Annotated in this window: 15 protein-coding genes, 1 tRNA gene and 1 pseudogene; 8 read left to right on the top strand and 9 right to left on the bottom strand. The window is 67.1% G+C overall.

Annotated elements, in window-relative coordinates; all coding sequences use genetic code 11:
- The first annotated feature begins 29 nt into the window (after nt 1–29).
- Nucleotides 30–2,690: a DNA polymerase I gene (gene polA, locus ACJH6H_RS27205; protein WP_406776189.1), complete on the top strand. Its 2,661-nt coding sequence runs from the start codon at nt 30–32 to the stop codon at nt 2,688–2,690.
- Here the strand turns inward: polA and ACJH6H_RS27210 are convergent.
- The gene (locus ACJH6H_RS27210; RefSeq protein ID WP_212814761.1) at nt 2,687–3,319 is read right to left on the bottom strand and encodes a LysE family translocator; all 633 of its coding nucleotides are present in this window, start codon (nt 3,317–3,319) and stop codon (nt 2,687–2,689) included. The two genes, polA and ACJH6H_RS27210, sit on opposite strands and share 4 nt — an antisense overlap.
- Before the next feature lie 5 nt (nt 3,320–3,324).
- The gene (locus ACJH6H_RS27215) at nt 3,325–4,422 is read right to left on the bottom strand and encodes a PrsW family intramembrane metalloprotease (protein ID WP_212814762.1); all 1,098 of its coding nucleotides are present in this window, start codon (nt 4,420–4,422) and stop codon (nt 3,325–3,327) included.
- A 260-nt stretch (nt 4,423–4,682) separates the two neighbouring features.
- Between ACJH6H_RS27215 and rpsA the strand changes: the two genes are divergently transcribed.
- Nucleotides 4,683–6,122 (top strand): 30S ribosomal protein S1, encoded by a 1,440-nt coding sequence (gene rpsA, locus ACJH6H_RS27220; protein WP_061006315.1) that lies wholly within the window; start codon nt 4,683–4,685, stop codon nt 6,120–6,122.
- A 76-nt stretch (nt 6,123–6,198) separates the two neighbouring features.
- Complete coding sequence (gene coaE / locus ACJH6H_RS27225; RefSeq protein WP_212814054.1) at nt 6,199–7,377, top strand: dephospho-CoA kinase; 1,179 nt, start codon at nt 6,199–6,201, stop codon at nt 7,375–7,377.
- Here the strand turns inward: coaE and ACJH6H_RS27230 are convergent.
- Entirely contained in the window at nt 7,374–7,955 is a 582-nt protein-coding gene (locus tag ACJH6H_RS27230) for a hypothetical protein (protein WP_212814055.1), read from the bottom strand. The two genes, coaE and ACJH6H_RS27230, sit on opposite strands and share 4 nt — an antisense overlap.
- Nucleotides 7,956–7,966: 11 nt before the next feature.
- Nucleotides 7,967–8,473, bottom strand: a complete 507-nt coding sequence (locus ACJH6H_RS27235; protein WP_212814763.1) for a DUF402 domain-containing protein — start codon at nt 8,471–8,473, stop codon at nt 7,967–7,969.
- Between the two features lie 68 nt (nt 8,474–8,541).
- Here ACJH6H_RS27235 and uvrB point away from each other — a divergent pair, with 68 nt between their 5' ends.
- The 3 genes and pseudogenes from uvrB to ACJH6H_RS27250 all read left to right on the top strand — a co-directional run bounded on the left by uvrB (nt 8,542) and on the right by ACJH6H_RS27250 (nt 12,980).
- Complete coding sequence (gene uvrB / locus ACJH6H_RS27240; protein ID WP_406776183.1) at nt 8,542–10,701, top strand: excinuclease ABC subunit UvrB; 2,160 nt, start codon at nt 8,542–8,544, stop codon at nt 10,699–10,701.
- A 54-nt stretch (nt 10,702–10,755) separates the two neighbouring features.
- Nucleotides 10,756–12,055, top strand: a pseudogene (locus tag ACJH6H_RS27245) (MFS transporter).
- 19 nt (nt 12,056–12,074) lie between these two features.
- Nucleotides 12,075–12,980 (top strand): alpha/beta hydrolase, encoded by a 906-nt coding sequence (locus tag ACJH6H_RS27250; protein ID WP_406776184.1) that lies wholly within the window; start codon nt 12,075–12,077, stop codon nt 12,978–12,980.
- Here ACJH6H_RS27250 and ACJH6H_RS27255 read toward each other — a convergent pair whose 3' ends face one another.
- Nucleotides 12,981–13,712 (bottom strand): MgtC/SapB family protein, encoded by a 732-nt coding sequence (locus ACJH6H_RS27255; RefSeq protein WP_406776185.1) that lies wholly within the window; start codon nt 13,710–13,712, stop codon nt 12,981–12,983.
- 88 nt (nt 13,713–13,800) lie between these two features.
- On the opposite strand from ACJH6H_RS27255, the gene ACJH6H_RS27260 reads away from it, so the two are divergent.
- Both ACJH6H_RS27260 and ACJH6H_RS27265 read left to right on the top strand, forming a co-directional pair.
- Complete coding sequence (locus ACJH6H_RS27260) at nt 13,801–14,571, top strand: DUF899 domain-containing protein (protein ID WP_371824554.1); 771 nt, start codon at nt 13,801–13,803, stop codon at nt 14,569–14,571.
- A 60-nt stretch (nt 14,572–14,631) separates the two neighbouring features.
- Nucleotides 14,632–14,705, top strand: a tRNA-Cys gene (locus tag ACJH6H_RS27265).
- A gap of 39 nt (nt 14,706–14,744) precedes the next feature.
- Here ACJH6H_RS27265 and ACJH6H_RS27270 read toward each other — a convergent pair.
- From ACJH6H_RS27270 to ACJH6H_RS27285, 4 genes are all read right to left on the bottom strand, one after another.
- Nucleotides 14,745–15,677, bottom strand: a complete 933-nt coding sequence (locus ACJH6H_RS27270; protein WP_406776186.1) for an ANTAR domain-containing protein — start codon at nt 15,675–15,677, stop codon at nt 14,745–14,747.
- A gap of 99 nt (nt 15,678–15,776) precedes the next feature.
- Nucleotides 15,777–16,712, bottom strand: a complete 936-nt coding sequence (locus ACJH6H_RS27275) for an IS3 family transposase (protein ID WP_212812946.1) — start codon at nt 16,710–16,712, stop codon at nt 15,777–15,779.
- Nucleotides 16,709–16,999, bottom strand: a complete 291-nt coding sequence (locus ACJH6H_RS27280; RefSeq protein WP_212812948.1) for a transposase — start codon at nt 16,997–16,999, stop codon at nt 16,709–16,711. Before ACJH6H_RS27280 ends, ACJH6H_RS27275 begins: the two co-directional genes overlap by 4 nt.
- Nucleotides 17,000–17,042: 43 nt before the next feature.
- Entirely contained in the window at nt 17,043–18,887 is a 1,845-nt protein-coding gene (locus ACJH6H_RS27285; RefSeq protein ID WP_406776187.1) for a DUF222 domain-containing protein, read from the bottom strand.
- Nucleotides 18,888–18,965 lie beyond the last annotated feature (78 nt).

Consider the following 18,965-nt stretch of genomic DNA (forward strand, 5'->3'; position numbering starts at 1 on the left):
ATGCCCCGCCCACCACCAAGCCCACATTGATGCTGCTGGACGGCAATTCACTGGCGTTCCGAGCGTTCTACGCGCTGCCTGCCGAAAACTTCAAGACGCAGGGCGGCCTGACCACCAACGCGGTGTACGGCTTCACCGCCATGCTCATCAATCTGCTGCGCGACGAGAAGCCGACGCACGTCGCGGCGGCCTTCGACGTCTCTCGCAAGACGTTCCGCAAAGAGAAGTACCCGGAGTACAAGGAGGGGCGGGCCGCGACGCCCGACGAGTTCCGCGGCCAGATCGACATCACCAAAGAGGTGCTGGGCGCACTCGGCATCACGGTGCTGGCCGAAGACGGCTTCGAGGCCGACGATCTGATCGCCACGCTGGCCACGCAGGCCGAGGCGGAGGACTTCCGGGTGCTGGTCGTCACGGGCGACCGCGACTCGCTGCAGCTCGTCACCGACGACGTCACGGTGCTGTACCCGAAGAAGGGTGTCAGCGACCTGCACCGCTTCACCCCCGACGCGGTGGTGGAGAAGTACGGCCTCACCCCGACGCAGTACCCGGACTTCGCGGCGCTGCGTGGCGACCCGAGCGACAACCTGCCCGGTATCCCCGGTGTGGGCGAGAAGACCGCGTCCAAATGGATCAACCAGTACGGCTCGCTGCAGGCGCTGGTCGACCATGTCGATGAGGTCAAGGGCAAGGTCGGCGACTCGCTGCGGGCCAACCTCTCCAGCGTCATCCTCAACCGTGAGCTGACGGACCTGGTCAGGAACGTGCCGTTGGCGCACACCCCGGAGGCCCTGCGGGTGCAGCCGTGGGACCGTGACCGCATCCACCAGCTCTTCGACGATCTGGAATTCCGGGTCCTGCGGGACCGGCTGTTCGACACCCTGTCGCCCGTCGAGCCCGAGGTCGAGCTCGGCTTCGACGTCCGCGGCGGACTGCTCGAGCCGGGCACCCTGGCGGCCTGGCTGGCCGAGCACAGCAACGGGAGCCGCTTCGGCATGGCCGTCGCGGGCACGCACAAGGCCTTCGACGCCGACGCCACGGCGGTCGCGATCGTGTCGGCCAGCGGCGAAGGCGTCTACATCGACACCACGCGGCTGGACGCCGAGGACGAAGCGGCGCTGGCGTCGTGGCTGGCCGATCCGGGCCCACCAAAGGCGCTGCACGAGGCGAAGCTGGCGTGGCACGACCTGCTGGGCCGCGGCTGGCCGCTCGCCGGAGTCACCTCGGACACGGCACTGGCGGCCTATCTGGTCCGTCCGGGGCAGCGCAGCTTCGCCCTCGACGACCTGTCGGTGCGCTACCTGGGCCGCGAACTACGCGCGGAAAGCAAGGAGGAACAACAGCTTTCCCTGCTCGACGATCCCGACGAGGTCGACGACGCCGCGATCCAGGCGCTGATCGTGCGGGCCGCGGCCGTCGGCGATCTGGCCGACGCGCTCGACGTGGAACTCGCCAAGATCGACTCGCTGGCGCTGCTCGGCCAGATGGAGCTTCCGGTGCAGCGGGCCCTCGCCGAGATGGAGAACGCCGGCATCGCCGTCGACATCGACTTGCTCGGCCGGCTGCAGAGCCAGTTCTCCGACCAGATTCGCGACGCCGCCGAGGCGGCCTACGCGGCGATCGGTGAGCAGATCAACCTGGGCTCGCCCAAACAGCTGCAGGTGGTGCTGTTCGACAAGCTCGAGATGCCGAAGACCAAGCGCACCAAGACCGGCTACACCACAGATGCCGATGCGCTGCAATCACTTCTGGACAAGACGGGCCATCCGTTCCTGCAGCATCTGCTGGCGCACCGCGACGCGACCCGGCTCAAGGTCACCGTCGACGGTCTGCTGAACGCGGTCGCGTCCGACGGCCGCATCCACACCACGTTCAACCAGACCATCGCCGCCACCGGCCGGTTGTCGTCGACCGAGCCGAACCTGCAGAACATCCCGATCCGCACCGAAGCGGGCCGGCAGATCCGTGAGGCCTTCGTCGTCGGCAAGGGCTTCACCGAGCTGATGACCGCCGACTACAGCCAGATCGAGATGCGCATCATGGCGCACCTGTCGGGTGATGCCGGCCTGATCGAAGCCTTCAACACCGGCGAGGACCTGCACACCTTCGTCGCGTCGCGGGCCTTCGGCGTGCCGAGCGAAGAGGTGACCGCGGAGCTGCGCCGCCGGGTCAAGGCCATGTCGTACGGCCTGGCCTACGGGCTGTCGGCGTACGGCCTGGCCTCACAGCTGAAGATCTCGACCGAAGAAGCCAAGCAGCAGATGGACCAGTACTTCGACCGGTTCGGCGGGGTGCGCGACTACCTGCACTCGGTGGTCGAACAGGCCCGCAAGGACGGCTACACCTCGACGGTGCTCGGGCGCCGGCGCTACCTGCCGGAACTCGACAGCAGCAACCGCAACGTCCGCGAGGCCGCCGAGCGGGCCGCGCTCAACGCGCCGATCCAGGGCAGCGCCGCCGACATCATCAAGGTCGCCATGATCAACGTCGACCGCGCGATGAAGGACGCCGGGCTGAAGTCACGAATCCTGCTCCAGGTGCACGACGAATTGCTGTTTGAGGTGGCCGAGGGCGAGCGGGATGCGCTGGAGACCTTGGTGCGCGAGCAGATGGGCAGCGCCTACCCGCTGGACGTACAGCTCGAGGTGTCGGTGGGTTACGGCCCCAGCTGGGACGCCGCCGCGCACTAAGCGTCGGCGGCCAGGCCGATCCCGAGCGCGACCAGGATCGCGCCCATGGCGCGTTCGATGCGCTGACGAATATGGTTGCGGCTCAAGATGTTCCGGGCCTTGTCGGCCGCCAGGACGACGCCGACGCACCATGAGGTGTCGATGACGAGTTGGATGGCGGCGAGCACCAGCAGCGTCGGCAGCACCGGGCCGCCGGCCGGCAGGAACTGGGGGAGCACCACGATGCCGAACGCCGCGGCCTTCGGGTTGGCGGCGATCGACACGAGTGCCGCACGGAACGCCGCACCCGGGGTGCGTCCGCGCAGCGGCATGGTCACGGCCATGTCGGTGGGGTGTTTCGCACTGCGCCACGCGCTGATGCCCAGCCAGATCAGGATGGCGGCGCCGACGACGTGCAGCGCCAGCGACAGCCAGTGGTTGGCCGCCAGCAGGATCGACAGCCCACCACCGCCGGCGAGCGTCCACCCGCAGACGCCGATCTCATTGCCGACGACGGCCGCCAGACCGGCCTTGCGGCCGTCGCGCACCGAGCGGTGCAGGAACAGTGCCGTCGCCGGTCCGGGCAGCGCGGCCAGGATCACCGACGCGACCAGAAAGGCCGGCAGGACGTCGAGAAGGTGCGCGAGCATGCCGGTCACACCGCCCGGTAGTTGGTCAGCCACTGCAGCACCGGCGCCTGCGCCCGCGTGGCGGTCAGCCAGTACGCCTCCTCGGCATGCCGCTGATAGGTCCGCTGGTCGGCCAGGCCCCGGTCGATGCGGTCCCGGACGAACGCCAACTCGACGACCTGCACGGCGAATTCCTTCACCGATTTACCGGCCGGTGCGCCGCCGATCCGCGTCGCCGTCGCGATCGCTGCCTTGCGGGTCCGCATCGAGCCGAGCCACGTCGCCTCGTTGGGGGTGATCAGGCCGGAGGCGATGAGCCCGGGCAGCTTCTCGGCGACCACCCGCTGCTCGCGTCGGCGCCCCAGGACGCCCGTGACGATGGCGAGGGTGAAGATCGGCACCATCCAGAACAGGTAGACCGCGAAGTAGGCGCCGGCGCCGACGACGGTCGACCCGTTCCACAACATGTGCATGACCACCGCGGCGACGTAGCCGAGTCCGATGTAGAGCACCTTGGCGCCGGCGCCGCGATGCTGTAGTGCCAGATACACGCCGATGCCGGTCATGCTGGTGAACAGCGGATGCGCGAAGGGGCCCATGATCAGCCGCAGCGCGGCGGTGAGCAGGGAGTGTGCGATGGTCTCGCCCATGGCGATGTAGAAGATGTTCTCCAGCCAGGCGAAGCCCGCGGCGACGAAACCGGCGTAGACCAGGCAGTCCGTCAGCGAGTTGAGTTCGTTGCGGCGGCGGCCGGTCATCATCAGCAGCAGGAACGCGCCTTTGGCGGCCTCTTCGATCACCGGTGCGCCGATGGCCATCGCGGCGAAGCCGTCCTTGCCGAGCAGCGGCGTCGACATGGTTTCCAGGACCACCGAGATGACGACGCTGATGGAGGAACCCCAGATGAACGCGAAGATCAGCAGCCGCGGTGGCTCGGGCTCCCAGCGGTCGAACCACAGGTAGGTCAGCAGCACCACCGCGGTCGCGATACTGGCCAGGACGAAACCGATGGTCATGCCGATCGGGTTGGTCAGCGTGGTCAGGATCAGGACGCAGCCGATCAGCACACCGAGGCCGATGATCACGCCGAGGGGCGCACCGACCTTGCGGATTCGCCGCGGCATCGGCGCCAGATACGGGTATGGCGGCGGCACGGGCGACGGAGCGGGATACACGACACGAAGACTATCGGCGGAACGGCATTCCCCTGCAGTGGAGCAGACCGCGTTTGGCCTGCGTCTACGGGTCTAGTACCCTCGACAAGTACCTGTGTCCACATGGGCTGCGGGTGCATGTGAAGCGTCAGGCGGCAACGCCGCGACGCGTCACGAGAAACACAAACCATTTGTCCCTACGATTCAACCTGTCCGGAGCATCCCACCACATGCCAAGTCCCTCCATCACCTCGCCGCAAGTAGCCATCAACGACATTGGCTCGGCCGAGGACTTTCTCGCCGCTATCGACAAGACCATCAAGTACTTCAACGATGGCGACATCGTCGAAGGGACCATCGTCAAGGTGGACCGTGACGAGGTCCTGCTCGACATCGGCTACAAGACCGAAGGTGTCATTCCTTCTCGCGAACTTTCCATCAAGCACGACGTCGACCCCAACGAGGTCGTTTCCGTGGGCGATGAGGTCGAAGCCCTCGTTCTCACCAAGGAGGACAAGGAAGGCCGCCTGATCCTCTCCAAGAAGCGGGCTCAGTACGAGCGCGCCTGGGGCACCATCGAGGAGCTCAAGGAGAAGGACGAGGCCGTCAAGGGCACCGTCATCGAGGTCGTCAAGGGCGGCCTGATCCTCGACATCGGCCTGCGGGGCTTCCTGCCCGCATCGCTCGTCGAGATGCGCCGTGTCCGCGATCTGCAGCCGTACATCGGCAAGGAGATCGAGGCCAAGATCATCGAGCTCGACAAGAACCGCAACAACGTGGTGCTGTCGCGTCGCGCTTGGCTGGAGCAGACCCAGTCCGAGGTCCGCAGCGAGTTCCTCAACCAGCTCACCAAGGGCGCCATCCGCAAGGGTGTCGTGTCCTCGATCGTCAACTTCGGCGCGTTCGTCGACCTGGGCGGCGTGGACGGCCTGGTGCACGTCTCGGAGCTGTCCTGGAAGCACATCGATCACCCGTCCGAGGTGGTTCAGGTGGGCGACGAGGTCACCGTCGAGGTGCTGGACGTCGACATGGACCGCGAGCGGGTTTCGCTGTCGCTCAAGGCGACTCAGGAAGACCCGTGGCGCCACTTCGCCCGTACCCACGCGATCGGTCAGATCGTCCCGGGCAAGGTCACCAAGCTGGTTCCGTTCGGTGCGTTCGTCCGCGTCGAAGAGGGCATCGAGGGCCTGGTGCACATCTCCGAGCTGTCCGAGCGTCACGTCGAGGTCCCGGACCAGGTGGTCCAGGTCGGCGACGACGCGATGGTCAAGGTCATCGACATCGACCTGGAGCGTCGCCGCATCTCGCTGAGCCTCAAGCAGGCCAACGAGGACTACACCGAGGAGTTCGACCCGTCGAAGTACGGCATGGCCGACAGCTACGACGAGCAGGGCAACTACATCTTCCCCGAGGGCTTCGACGCCGACAGCAACGAATGGCTGGAAGGCTTCGAGAAGCAGCGTGACGAGTGGGAGGCCCGGTACGCCGAGGCCGAGCGCCGCCACAAGATGCACACCGCCCAGATGGAGAAGTTCGCCGCGGCCGACGCCGAGGCAGCTGCCCGCCCGGCGACCAGCGGTTCCTCGCGTTCCGAGGAGTCGACCGGTGGCACCCTCGCCAGCGACGCCCAGCTGGCGGCGCTGCGCGAGAAGCTCGCCGGCAACGCCTAAGTAGTTCAACGACAAATGCCCCGGCCCATTGGGTCGGGGCATTTGTCGTTGGTGGGCCCCCGATATGGTGTCGAGCGTGCTTCGTATCGGACTGAGCGGCGGCATCGGCGCCGGAAAATCCACTGTGTCATCGACCTTCGCGGCGGAAGGCGGCATCATCGTCGACGGTGATGTGATCGCCCGCGAGGTGGTGGAACCCGGCACCGAAGGGCTGGCCGCCCTGGTGGCGGCCTTCGGCGCGGACATCCTGCTGCCCGACGGTTCGCTCAACCGGCCGGCGCTGGCCGCGGTGGCGTTCAGCGACGAGGAGAAGCGCAAGACCCTCAACGGCATCGTGCACCCGCTCGTCGGCAAGCGCCGCGCCGAACTCATCGACGCCGCCCCGATGGGTTCGGTTGTGGTGGAAGATATTCCGCTGCTCGTCGAGTCGCAGATGGCACCGCTGTTCCCGTTGGTCGTCATGGTGCACGCCGACGAGGACGTGCGGGTCGCGCGGCTGGTCGAGCACCGCGGCTTTTCGGAGGAGGACGCTCGCGCCCGGATCGCGGCGCAGGCGACCGTCGAGCAGCGACAGGCCGTCGCGGACGTCTGGCTCGACAATCACGGCAGCGCCGACGAACTGGCCGCCGCGGCCCGCGAACTGTGGGAGCAGCGCATCGTTCCGTTCGCGCGCAATGTGCAGGCCGGCGTGCCGGCCACGGTGGCACCGGCCGTGGTGCCGTACGACGAGACGTGGCCCGAGCAGGCCCGCCGCATCGTGGCCCGGTTGAACACCGCGTGCGGCCACCGGGCGGTGCGGGTCGACCACATCGGGTCGACGGCGGTACCGGGCCTGGACGCCAAGGACGTCATCGACATCCAGGTGACCGTGAAGTCGCTCGACGTGGCCGACGAGCTCACCGATCTGCTGCTGGCCGCCGGCTACCCCCGAGTCGCGGACATCACCGAAGACGTGGCCCACACCGACGACAAGACGCTGTGGCAGAAGCGCTTTCACGCCTCCGGCGATCCCGGCCGGCCGACCAACGTGCACATCCGGGTCGACGGCTGGCCGGGCCAGCAGTTCGCCTTGCTCTTCCCGGTGTGGCTCGCCGCCAACCCCGACGAGCGGGTCGAGTACCTGGCGCTCAAACACGATGCGATGGCGGCCGCTCCGGCCACCAGCGGCGAGTACGCCGACGCCAAGGAGCCCTGGCTCGCCGGCGCGTACCGACGGGCCTGGGCCTGGGCCGACGAAACCGGTTGGCGCCCTTAGTGCGAGGCCGGCGTCGCGGGCGCGGCCGGGGTGGCCGGGGTGCCCGGTAGCTCAGCGCTGTACTGCTGGCTGGGATCGAAGTCGGTCACCGAACCACAGCTGAGCACGCCGTAGCCAGGGTCCTGGCGCTGCGGCGTCAGGCGCGGGGCGACGAACTGGTCGGCCTGGGCGACGATCTCGTCGTCGACCAGGATCTCGCAGTGCAGGCTGGCCGAGTACGGCCATTGGATCGACACCTGCATGCCGGCGTTCGCCGCGTTGTTCAGCACGGCCGAGGCTTCGAACGATTCGCCGGGGAGCAATGAGGGCGTCGCCGAATTGAGCTGTGTATCGGTGAGTCGATAGGTGATCAGCGTCCCGCGGGACACCCCGTCGATCCGGGCCCGGTAGGTGACGTTGTGCGGTCCCGCGCTGGGCGGTGCGCTGTCGCCGGCCGGCACCGCCGGCGGTGCGGGCGGTGCCGGGGGAGCCGGATCGGCAGCTGCCGTCGCAGCGAGAAACAGGGAGGTGCTCGTGGCCACTGCGGTGGCGCACGCGAGCGAAGCCGCGGCCAGTCGTCCGCGCCCGATCGATGTCATGGTTGTTGACATTACCCGTCGCGCCAGGTCAGTGACATACCGAGACTGGCTAGCCAATTGTTCAGCTGGTAATTGTGCTGGGCCAGCCCTTCGATGGCGGCCGTCGCCGTCGTGATGGCGCGTTCGCCGTCGTCGGTGCTCAGCAGGTGGTGACGCACCGCGTCGAGAAGTTCGTCGACATCCTCCAGCTCGACACTCTTGCCCGACCGGACGACCAGATCCAGGTAGTGGTCCTCGGACGTCCAGGCCTGTTCACCGGCGGTGAACCGGCCGACGTCGAGATAGAAGTCCTGGTCGCGCTCATGTCCCGAATTGAAATGGAAGACGCTGGCCCGCAGGCCGATCGACGGCAGCAGCCACGACTCCAGGTAGTGGAACTGCGGGCGGCCGGGGGTGGGACGCGCCATGTACAGGCCCCACGGCTCGACCCGGTACACGTCGACGGCCCGCACGATGCCTTTGGGATCGGTGTTCGTGCGGGCGGCCAGGTCGAACGTCTCGTGCTTGGGTGCGTGGATGGCGCCAGCGTACGCGCTCGTCCGGCGACCGGCAGCGCCTGTCGGTGCCCGCCTCTACCCTGGTACTCATGGCCTTCGCGACCGAATACCCCGTCCTCGCGCACTCGGAATACCGGCCGGTCGACGCCATGGTGCGGGCCGGTGGGCGCTTCGAAGTGGTCAGTCAGTACGAACCGGCGGGTGACCAGCCGGCAGCCATCGACGAACTCGAGCGCCGGATCGCCGCCGGCGAGCGCGACGTCGTGCTGCTCGGCGCCACCGGTACCGGTAAGTCCGCGACCACCGCCTGGCTCATCGAGCGGCTCCAGCGCCCCACGCTGGTGATGGCGCCCAACAAGACGCTGGCCGCCCAGCTGGCCAACGAGCTGCGGGAGATGTTGCCGCACAACGCCGTTGAATACTTCGTCTCGTACTACGACTACTACCAGCCCGAGGCGTACATCGCCCAGACGGACACCTATATCGAGAAGGACAGCTCGATCAACGACGACGTCGAGCGGCTGCGGCACTCGGCGACGTCGAGCCTGCTGTCACGCCGCGACGTCGTGGTGGTGGCCTCGGTGTCGTGCATCTACGGCCTGGGTACTCCGCAGTCGTACATGGACCGGTCCGTCGAGCTCAAGGTCGGCGACGACGTGCCGCGCGACGGGCTGCTGCGCCTGCTGGTCGACATCCAGTACAACCGCAACGACGTGGCGTTCACCCGCGGCTCGTTCCGGGTGCGTGGTGACACCGTCGAGATCATCCCGTCCTACGAGGAACTGGCGGTGCGCATCGAGTTCTTCGGTGACGAGGTCGAGGCGCTGTACTACCTGCACCCGCTGACCGGCGACGTGGTGCGCAAGGTCGACTCGCTGCGCATCTTCCCGGCCACCCACTATGTGGCGGGTCCCGAGCGCATGGCCATGGCCATCTCGACCATCGAGCAGGAGCTTGAGGAGCGGCTCGCACAGCTGGAAGGCCAGGGCAAGCTGCTGGAGGCGCAGCGGCTGCGGATGCGCACCAACTACGACGTCGAGATGATGAAGCAGGTCGGGTTCTGCTCGGGCATCGAGAACTACTCGCGGCACATCGACGGCCGCGCCGCCGGTTCGGCACCGGCGACGCTGCTGGACTATTTCCCCGAGGACTTCCTGCTCGTCATCGACGAGTCGCACGTGACGGTGCCGCAGATCGGCGCCATGTACGAAGGCGACATGTCCCGCAAGCGCAACCTCGTCGACTTCGGGTTCCGGTTGCCGTCGGCCGTCGACAACCGGCCGCTGACCTGGGAGGAGTTCGCCGACCGCATCGGTCAGACGGTCTACCTGTCGGCGACGCCCGGCTCCTACGAGATGGCGCAGTCCGGCGGCGAGTTCGTCGAGCAGGTCATCCGGCCGACGGGTCTGGTCGACCCCCAGATCGTGGTCAAGCCGACCAAGGGCCAGATCGACGACCTCATCGGAGAGATCCGCAAGCGCACCGAGCGCGACGAGCGTGTGCTGGTCACGACGCTGACCAAGAAGATGGCCGAGGACCTCACCGACTATCTGCTGGAGACCGGCATCAGGGTGCGCTACCTGCACTCCGAGGTCGACACGCTGCGCCGCGTGGAACTGCTGCGCCAGCTGCGGCTCGGCGACTACGACGTCCTGGTCGGCATCAACCTGCTCCGTGAGGGTCTGGACCTACCCGAGGTGTCGCTGGTGGCGATCCTCGACGCCGACAAGGAGGGCTTCCTGCGCTCGACGCGAAGCCTGATCCAGACCATCGGTCGCGCGGCGCGCAATGTGTCCGGCGAGGTGCACATGTACGCCGACAAGATCACCGACTCCATGCAGGCGGCCATCGAGGAGACCGAACGTCGCCGCGCCAAGCAGATCGCCTACAACGAGGCGAACGGCATCGACCCGCAGCCGCTGCGGAAGAAGATCGCCGACATCCTCGACCAGGTGTACCGCGAGGCGGAGGACACCGAGACCGTCGAGATCGGCGGTTCGGGCCGCAATGCCTCCCGCGGTCGCCGGGCCCAGGGCGAGCCGGGGCGTGCGGTCAGCGCCGGCATCGTCGAGGGCCGCGACATGGCGAACATGCCGCGTGCGGAGTTGGCGGACCTGATCAAGGACCTCACTGAGCAGATGATGAACGCGGCCCGGGATCTGCAGTTCGAGCTGGCGGCGCGCATTCGCGACGAGGTGGCCGACCTGAAGAAGGAACTGCGCGGGATGGATGCGGCCGGTCTGAAATGAGCGCTCCTTGACCTCAACCGCGGTTGAGCCCCTAGCGTCGCGGACGTGACCGACATGCGCGCCGAAACCGTGACGATCGGCAGCTGGCGGGAACTGCTCGGTCCCAAGTACCTGGGTGCGTCGACGGTGCTGGCCGGCGGCGTCGCGCTGTACGCGACCAACGAGTTCTTGACCATCAGCCTGCTGCCCAGTGCCGTCAACGACATCGGCGGCGGGCGGCTGTACGCGTGGGTCACGACGGTGTATCTGGTCGCGTCGGTGATGGCGGCAACGACAGTCAGCGGCATGGTGGCCCGGTTCGGCCCGCGTGGTGCAGGGCGCCGCGGGCGGCACGCTCGCCGGCCTGGGTTATGCGGTGATCAATACGGCTCTGCCGCAATCGCTTTGGCCAAAGGCATCGGCCCTGGTGTCGGCGATGTGGGGTGTCGGGACGCTGCTCGGCCCGTCGTCCGGCGGCTTGTTCGCGCAATTGGGCGTGTGGCGCTGGGCGTTCGGCGCGCTCGCTATCCTCACCGTCGCGGTGATGGTGCTGGTGCCGTTGAGCCTGCCGGGCAGGTCCGCTGATCGTGAACGCGAGCCGTTCCGGATTCCGCTGTGGTCGTTGATGATTCTCGGCGCCGCGGCCATGGCGATCAGTGTCGCGGGCATCCAGCGCAGCGTGCCGGTGATGGTGGTGCTGCTGGCTGCCGGCGTGGTGCTGGTCGGAATCTTCATCGTCGTGGATCGCCGGATGCCGGTCAGCGTGCTGCCACAGACCGCCTACGGGCCCGGTCCGTTCAAGTGGATCTATGTGACCCTGGGCGTATTGATGGCGGCCACCATGGCAGACATGTACGTGCCGCTGTACGGGCAGCGGCTGGCCGGCCTGGTGCCGTTGGCGGCAGGCTTTCTCGCGGTGGCGCTGAGCGTGGGCTGGACGGTGAGTGAGATCGTCAGTGCCTCGGTCACCACACCCGGCCGGACCGTGCGCATCGTGGCGGTGGCGCCGCTGGTCATGGCGGTCGGGCTGGCCGCCGCGGCGCTGAGCCAGGTCGATGGGGCGTCGCCGGCGGTGGTCGCGGTCTGGGCGTTCTCGCTTCTGGTCACCGGCATCGGCGTCGGCATGGCGTGGCCCCACCTGTCGGTGTGGGCGATGGGCCGGGTCGACGATCCCGCGCAGGGCACGGTGGCCGCGGCGGCGATCAACACAGTGCAGCTGATCTGCGGGGCGTTCGGCGCCGGCCTGGCCGGCATCGTCGTCAACACTGTCGATCGGCCCGATGCCGTAGGGGCCAGTTGGTTGTTCGCCGTCTTCGCCGGCCTCGCGGCGCTCGGTGGCGTGGCGTCGTTCCGGGCCGGTAAGGGCGTGAGCTAGCGCCGGTACAGTCGGCTTCGTGTCAATCCTCGCCAGGCCCGTCGTTGCCGATGCTGTCGCACGGCTGTTCTCGTCGACAATCAATCCCGCGCCGAAACCGGGCGTTCGATTTCCTGAAATCCCCGGCAACACAACGTCAGTGGTGATTCCGACCCGGCACGGCGATACGGCGGCAACGGTGTACTGGCCCGAGCCGAGTGAGCGTGCGGCGGGCGTCTACGTGAACGTCCATGGTGGTGGCTTCGTCGTCGGCCACCGGGAACAGGACGATCCGTGGTGTCGTTTTCTTGCTGCGCACGCGAATGTGGTTGTGGTGAATACGGATTACGTGCTGGCGCCGGGACACCGGTTTCCGGCCCCCGTCGAGCAGGTGTACGACGTCCTGGTCTGGGCGTCGGCTGCCGAACGCGAATGGGACGGCAGCAAGCTCTGTGTAGGAGGTCAGAGCGCCGGCGGCAGTCTGTCGGCGGCTGCGGCTCGGCTTGCCTTGGAACAGGACGGACCCGAGCTCAAGCTGCAGATGTTGCACTATGCGCCACTGGATCTGGTGACGGCGAGCAAGGACAAACATTCTCCGTTGGGCGCCAAGGCCATCATGCGGCCGTGGATGAGCGAAGTGTTCGACACCGCGTACATCCCGGACCCTGCGCAGCGCCGCGATCGGCTGGCCTCGCCGGCATGGGGCAACAACGCCGACGGCATCGGCGGCATCGCCCCCGCGTTGATCGTCACCGCTGAGCACGACCGGCTGCGCGATGAAGCATGGCGGTACGCCCAGAAGCTGGACGCCGTCGGCGCTCTGGCGGAGTACCACGAGGTGCCCGGCGTCGACCACGGCTACAACATCATGAGTAGCGCGACAGACGTCACGCGCGGCGTGTACGAGTTGATCGCCGGACACGTCAGCCGGGCGATCGCGGATTGACTACTCGGGGTCCTCGTCGAATTGACGGACCGCGGTGACACCCTCGACCTGGGCGAGCAGGTTCGCCGCGCGCACGACGCCGGACCCCACGAGCGTCAGCTGCACCCCGACGTGGCCGGGCGGTGCGCCGAGCGGTTCCCCGGGCGGATCGGTTTCGAGGTCGGTGATCTGCCAGTCGCGCCGGCCGCACGCCTGCAACACATCTCGTAGAACACCGCGGTCGTCGGCGTACGTGATGTGGAGGCGGACCGACCCGCCCAATCGCGAAGCCAGCCGTCGCGCCAGTGGCATGAACCCGATGATGATCAGCAGGTGCATCCCGGTCATCACGGTGGCCAGCAGGAGTAGTCCGGCGCCGGCCGCCATGCCGATCGCCGCCGATTCCCAGACCGAGGCGGCGGTGGTCAGCCCGTGCACCGAACCCCGGCGCACGATGATGATGCCCGCGCCGAGGAACCCGATGCCCGAGACGATCTGGGCCGCGACACGTGACGGGTCGACGACCACCAGACCTGGCGTCAGCACGTCGCCGAACCCGTACTTGCTCACCAACATGATCAGCGCCGCTGCGGTGCCGACGATGGTCTGCGTGCGCAGCCCGGCACTCTTGCCCTGGATTTCCCGTTCGAGTCCGATCAGTGCGGTGAGGCCGAACGCGACCACGAGTTCGATGATCTGCCGCGAGCCCTGCCCGGGTCCGCCGAAAAAGGCGGGGTCTGCCAGCCACTCCATGAGGGACAAACTAATGCGCGCCGATGACTTTTGGCGGCAGTCGAAGTCTGTCTTTGTAGAGGCCGATTTCTGACAAGGAGTGATGCCCATGTCCGCGCAACCAACTGCCTATCCCGACGTCGTCACGCGGGAGGAATGGCTCGGGGCCCGCACAAAGCTACTGGCCCGGGAGCGGGAGGCGACGCATCTGCGCGACGCCGTCAACGCCGAACGCCGTCGGCTCCCGATGGTGAAGATCGAGAAGGACTACGTCTTCGACGGACCCGATGGCGCCGTCAGCCTGCTCGACATGTTCGAGGGCCGCAACCAGCTGTACATCCACCACTTCATGTGGATCGATGCGATCGATGCCGGCTGCCCGAGCTGCACTGCCGCGGCTGACCTGACGTTCACCGAAGGGGATCGAGAGCTGTTGCACGGCAAGGGCGTCACGTTCGCGTGTGTGTCCCGGGCGCCGTACGAGAGCATCGCGCGCTACCGCGACCAGCACGGCTGGACGTTCCCCTGGTACTCGTCGCGCGACGGCGACTTCACCTATGACTTCCACGTGACACTCGACCCGGCGCGAGCGCCGAGCGAATACAACTACAAGTCGCTCGATGAACTGCACGCCGACGGCTGGACCGATGACGACCTGCGCGGAGACTGGCCTGGCGCAAGCATTTTCCTGCGCCGCGGCGACGAGGTGTTCCACACGTATTCGGCGTACGCGCGCGGGCTCGACCATTCGGCGGTCGGCTATCCGTTCCTGGATCTGACCCCGTACGGCCGTCAGGAGCCGTGGGAGGACTCACCGGCCGGCTGGCCGCAGGGTGGCCCGGCGGTGGGTCGGCCGGTGGGGGATTGCTGCGAGGGGTAGCAATCACCGCGATCTCAACCCTGGGCGGCAGGCGCACGCACTGGCACTGTGGTCATCAGTGCGGGTGTGGCTGAGTGGCTAGGCACCGGCCTGCAAAGCCGTTCACACGGGTTCGAATCCCGTCACTCGCTCCACTGATAGAAGCTCGGCAGGTCTCACCACCTGCCGAGCTTCTATTTTGGCGGGTGCTCTTCGAAGATGAGCTTCCGTGCGACCTCATACAGAGGGATGTTCAATTCCTGCGAGAGCTTCGTCAGCATCGTGAAGGCCGCACCTACGGGGACGTCGAACCGTTCCATCAGGATGCCCTTGGCTTGGCCGATGATGTCCCGCGACGCCAACGCACTCTGGAGCTCTTCGCCGCGGCGCGCATTGGCGAGTCCGATCGCGGCGTGAGCCGCCAGCGTCAGGGCGGTCTGCTCGACGTCATGGGTGAAGACGTTGGCCTCCTCGGAATACAAGTTGAGCGTCCCGAGCTCTCTTTCGTTGGTGTAGAGCTGAATGGACAGACTCGAGCGCACCGGTGTCTGAGCGCGCAACGCGGTGACAAAGGCCGGCCACCGCGTCTCGGTCGCATAGTCCTCGACACGGACGGTGTACAGGTTCCAGATCGATTCCAGGCACGGCCCTTGGCCGAGTTCGTCCTGCAACCTGTCGAGCGTTCTGGGGATCGGTCCGGTGGCCGCCACCGACTCGACAGTCCGGCGGCGACGATTGACAACAAGCGTCACTCCGCCATGTGTGACCTTGGGCAGCAGTTGGGTGGCGGTTTCGGTCACTTCGAGCAACAAGCGGTCAGAATCGAGATCCATGACCTGTTGGCTCTGCAGGGTGCGCGCCAACCGCGACAATTCAGAGGAAAGTCCGTCTGTGACTTCAGTTTCGGCACCCATGACGCCGCCTCCAGTCCTCTGCCGGTTCAGTATCAAGACGACTGCGCGCAACAAGGTCCTGACGTGCAGTGTAGCGACCGACAATGGGGGTACGCTCCCGCTAGCGATGGAGAAGGCAAGGTTGTCTGTATTTCTTCCGCGCGAGGTGGTCAGCGGTGGCAACTTCGGTGTTGAGAAGCCAGCATGGAGCCGCTGATCCCCGTTCTGGCTCACGCGTGGCCACCCCCGAAAGTCTCGCTTTCCCAGGGGCATTCACGTGTTGCTCAGAGTGGCGGTGGGATGTGTGGTTCCCCCGAGATCGTGGAGGGTTCCTTATGCCGCTTCCGGCGTGATGTTGGATTCCCTGATCTCGTAGTTGACCGGCGATAGCCCGTCAGCGGCGCTGTGCCGACGCTGGTGATTGTAGAAGGTGTAACACCAATCGATCACCACAGCCTGCGCGTGAACGGTATCACGGAACTTATTGCGGGATAACACTTCCCATTCCAATGAAGAGAAGAACGCTTCCGCGGCGGCGTTATCGAAACACGACCCCACACGGCCCATCGACTGCCGAATACCCAAGGTCCGGCACAACGTGGTGAACACCTTCGCGGTATAAGTGCTGCCGCGATCGGTGTGAAATATGACCCGTTCGGACTCCTCGTCGCGCCAGATCGCTTGGCGGCCACCGCGGGCGACTACGGCCATGTTGATCGCCGCGCACGCCAACTCGGCATCCGGGTGCAGTCCCATCGCCGCCCCCAACAACCGCCGACTGTAGAGGTCGATCACCGTCGCCAGATACAGCTTCTGCCCGCACTCGGTGGGAATCTCGGTCATATCGCCCACCCATTTACAGTTCGGCGCGGCCGCAGTGAAGTCCCGTTTAACCAGGTCAGGGACCTTCGGCGCCGTCTTGTCCTGCTTGGTCAGCCCACCCCGGCGGCGGATCTTGCGGGCCACCAAACCTTGGCGGCGCATCGAATCGGCCACCGTGTTCTCCGATACCTGCCAGCCCAGATCCCGCAGGTCAGCGACCAGCCGCGGCGAACCGTGCAACCCCTTGGCCGCCGTGAACGCCTCAGCGACTGCGGCATCGAGTGCCACGCGGCGCCGATCGGTGTCGGTGTGCACCCCATCATGGTTGCCGGCGCGGCCGAGCCACTTGTAGAACCACGACACACCAACACCCAACAGCGCGCACGTGATCGTATGGGGCACACGGTATTTGGTCCTCTGGTCGGCGATGAAGCGTGCCACGCTCACTTCGTCGCCTCCTTCACCCACAGGACCACCGATCGCTTGAGGACATCACGCTCCATCCTCAGCTCCGCCACCTCGGCGCGCAGCCGCTTAAGTTCGGCCACATCGTCCTTGGACATCTCACCGCGGCCCTCCCGCGCTTCCCGCGCCCGGGTCACCCAGTTGCCCAGGGTGCCCTCGTTCACCCCCAGATCCCGAGCCACCGCCGCGATCGACTTACCCGTCTCCTCGACGATCCGGACCGCTCCCTCACGGAACTCCCGGTCGTACTTCTTCCGCTTCTCTGACATCGCTACTCCTTATAGCTGATGCCTCCACGGTCTCGGGGGAAGGTCAGATGTCAGTGTCTGCAGGCGGGCGCTCGGTCGTCTCGTGCGATTGCTGTTGTTCTTCGGCCTGCCGGGCGGCTTCTCGTTCTTGGCGTTCTTTGCGTTGGCGGTCGAAGGCTTCTTGGGCGGCCTCTTGAGCGTCGATGTCGGCTTGGTTGAGGGCGCGTTCGTAGGCGATCTGCTGGGCTTGATCTTGCGCGCGGGTGCGGCGGCGGAGGGGCATCATGATGTCCCGGCCGGGGGCCGGTGCGGTGGTGTCCAGGTCGATGGCATCTGGTGGCGGATTCGGCAGCGGTGTGTCGGTGACCGTGCGGGGGAACAAGATTCGGCTCTCGGGCACGCTGATGTAGGTGTGGCCGGTCGGGGCGGTCCACACAATGCTGCCGTCGGGTTGTTGACGGTCCCGCCAGCCATCAGGCCCACCGTAGAACGTTTTCAACAGGTGGTGTTTGCGGCATTTCGGGCTCAGGTTCCCTGGATGAGTCGGCCCGGCCGGCCACGGCACGGTGTGGTCGATATCGGAGGCCGTGGCCGGGTGGTCGCAGCCGGGGAACATGCACGTCATCGCCCGCATCCGCACGAATTCATCCATCGCGGCCGAGGGCCGGTACCGCGGCACTTCATCCAAATCGGCGGCGGAGGCGACGGTGCGGACCTTCGCGCCGCGCGCCACCAGATCCGCCAGCACCGCCGGAGGGACGACACCGCCGCCGAGGACATAACCGACCGGCGTGCGCACCGGCGCCGGAGGCTTCGCAGCGGCGGGGACGGAAGCGGGAACGGGCGCCGCGGGAGCTGCCGGCGTGGGCGCAGGGTCGCTGGCCGGAGCGGCCGCAGCAGGGGTCGGGGTGTCGGCGGGCCGCGAGTCGGCCGCCAGTGCAGGCGCGGGCTCGCGCACGGGCTCGGGTTCGGCGGTGAAGAAATGCTCGGGCGCAGGCTCGGGCGTGAACACCGGCTCAGACGCTGACCGGGTCGATGCCGGAGTCGCAGGCGCAGCCGGATCCCCATTCAGCAGCGGATCGGCCACCGGCACGGGCAGGCCATCGGTGAGTACATGAATCATCACCGCCGTCGCCCGGGCATCCGGGCCGGCGGCCGGGCAGTCCGGGTCACCGCATTGGCAGGCCAACCGATCCCCGCGGGCCGCTAATACCCCCAGCGCGTCGGCACGCCGCTGCCCAAAGGTTCGGGGATCCTGGTCGCAGACTTGCCTGGCCATCTCGGTCAGCACCCGATCCAGCAGTTCGGCATCGGTGGCGAGCAGGGCACCCCAGATGGAGGCCACCCCGGTCTCGTCATCGGGCTTGCCGATCCCGACCCCGCGCCGGCGCGCCGCCGAGCGGACCTTCAGGACCGCGGCCGGGTCGAACTTCTGCACCCAGCCATCGATCTTCTTCTCGATCTTCTTGCGGGACAACCCCGCCCACTCGCACAGTGCTCCCGCCAGCGCGGCGTCGATGACGGCGAGGGTGTTGGGGTCCTCCACCAGGCGGGTGCGCCAGCAGATCGTGCCGACCGTGCGCGCCGAGACCCCACCATCGGCGAACACCGCCGCCACCTTCGGCAACCGGAACCGCAACGCGACGGCGATCGACAACTGCCCCGACGCCTCGCGCTTCCCGAGACCGAGTGCGGCCCCGACTTCAGCGACCGCGGCGTCCCAGCCATCGCACGCCCACCACTGCCGGCCATCCTGGTCATCGACACGCAACATCGCCAGATCAGCGATGGCCGTCAGCCGGCCCGCAGCGCTCTGGTTCTCCACCCGCGCAAAATGGATCATCAAGTCGACCACGCCGGCATCGTGGAGCAGCACACCGCCGGCCCCGATACCAGAGTGTTCGAACACGTGTGGCGCTCCACGGGTTTTCGTGGGCGCCTTTGCGCTGTTCAGGGGCTATTTTAGGTTGTGCGCCTGGGGTTTTGA

Origin of the sequence: Mycobacterium sp. SMC-21 (assembly GCF_045310825.1) — a bacterium.
In the GTDB taxonomy this organism is placed as follows: Bacteria; Actinomycetota; Actinomycetes; order Mycobacteriales; family Mycobacteriaceae; genus Mycobacterium.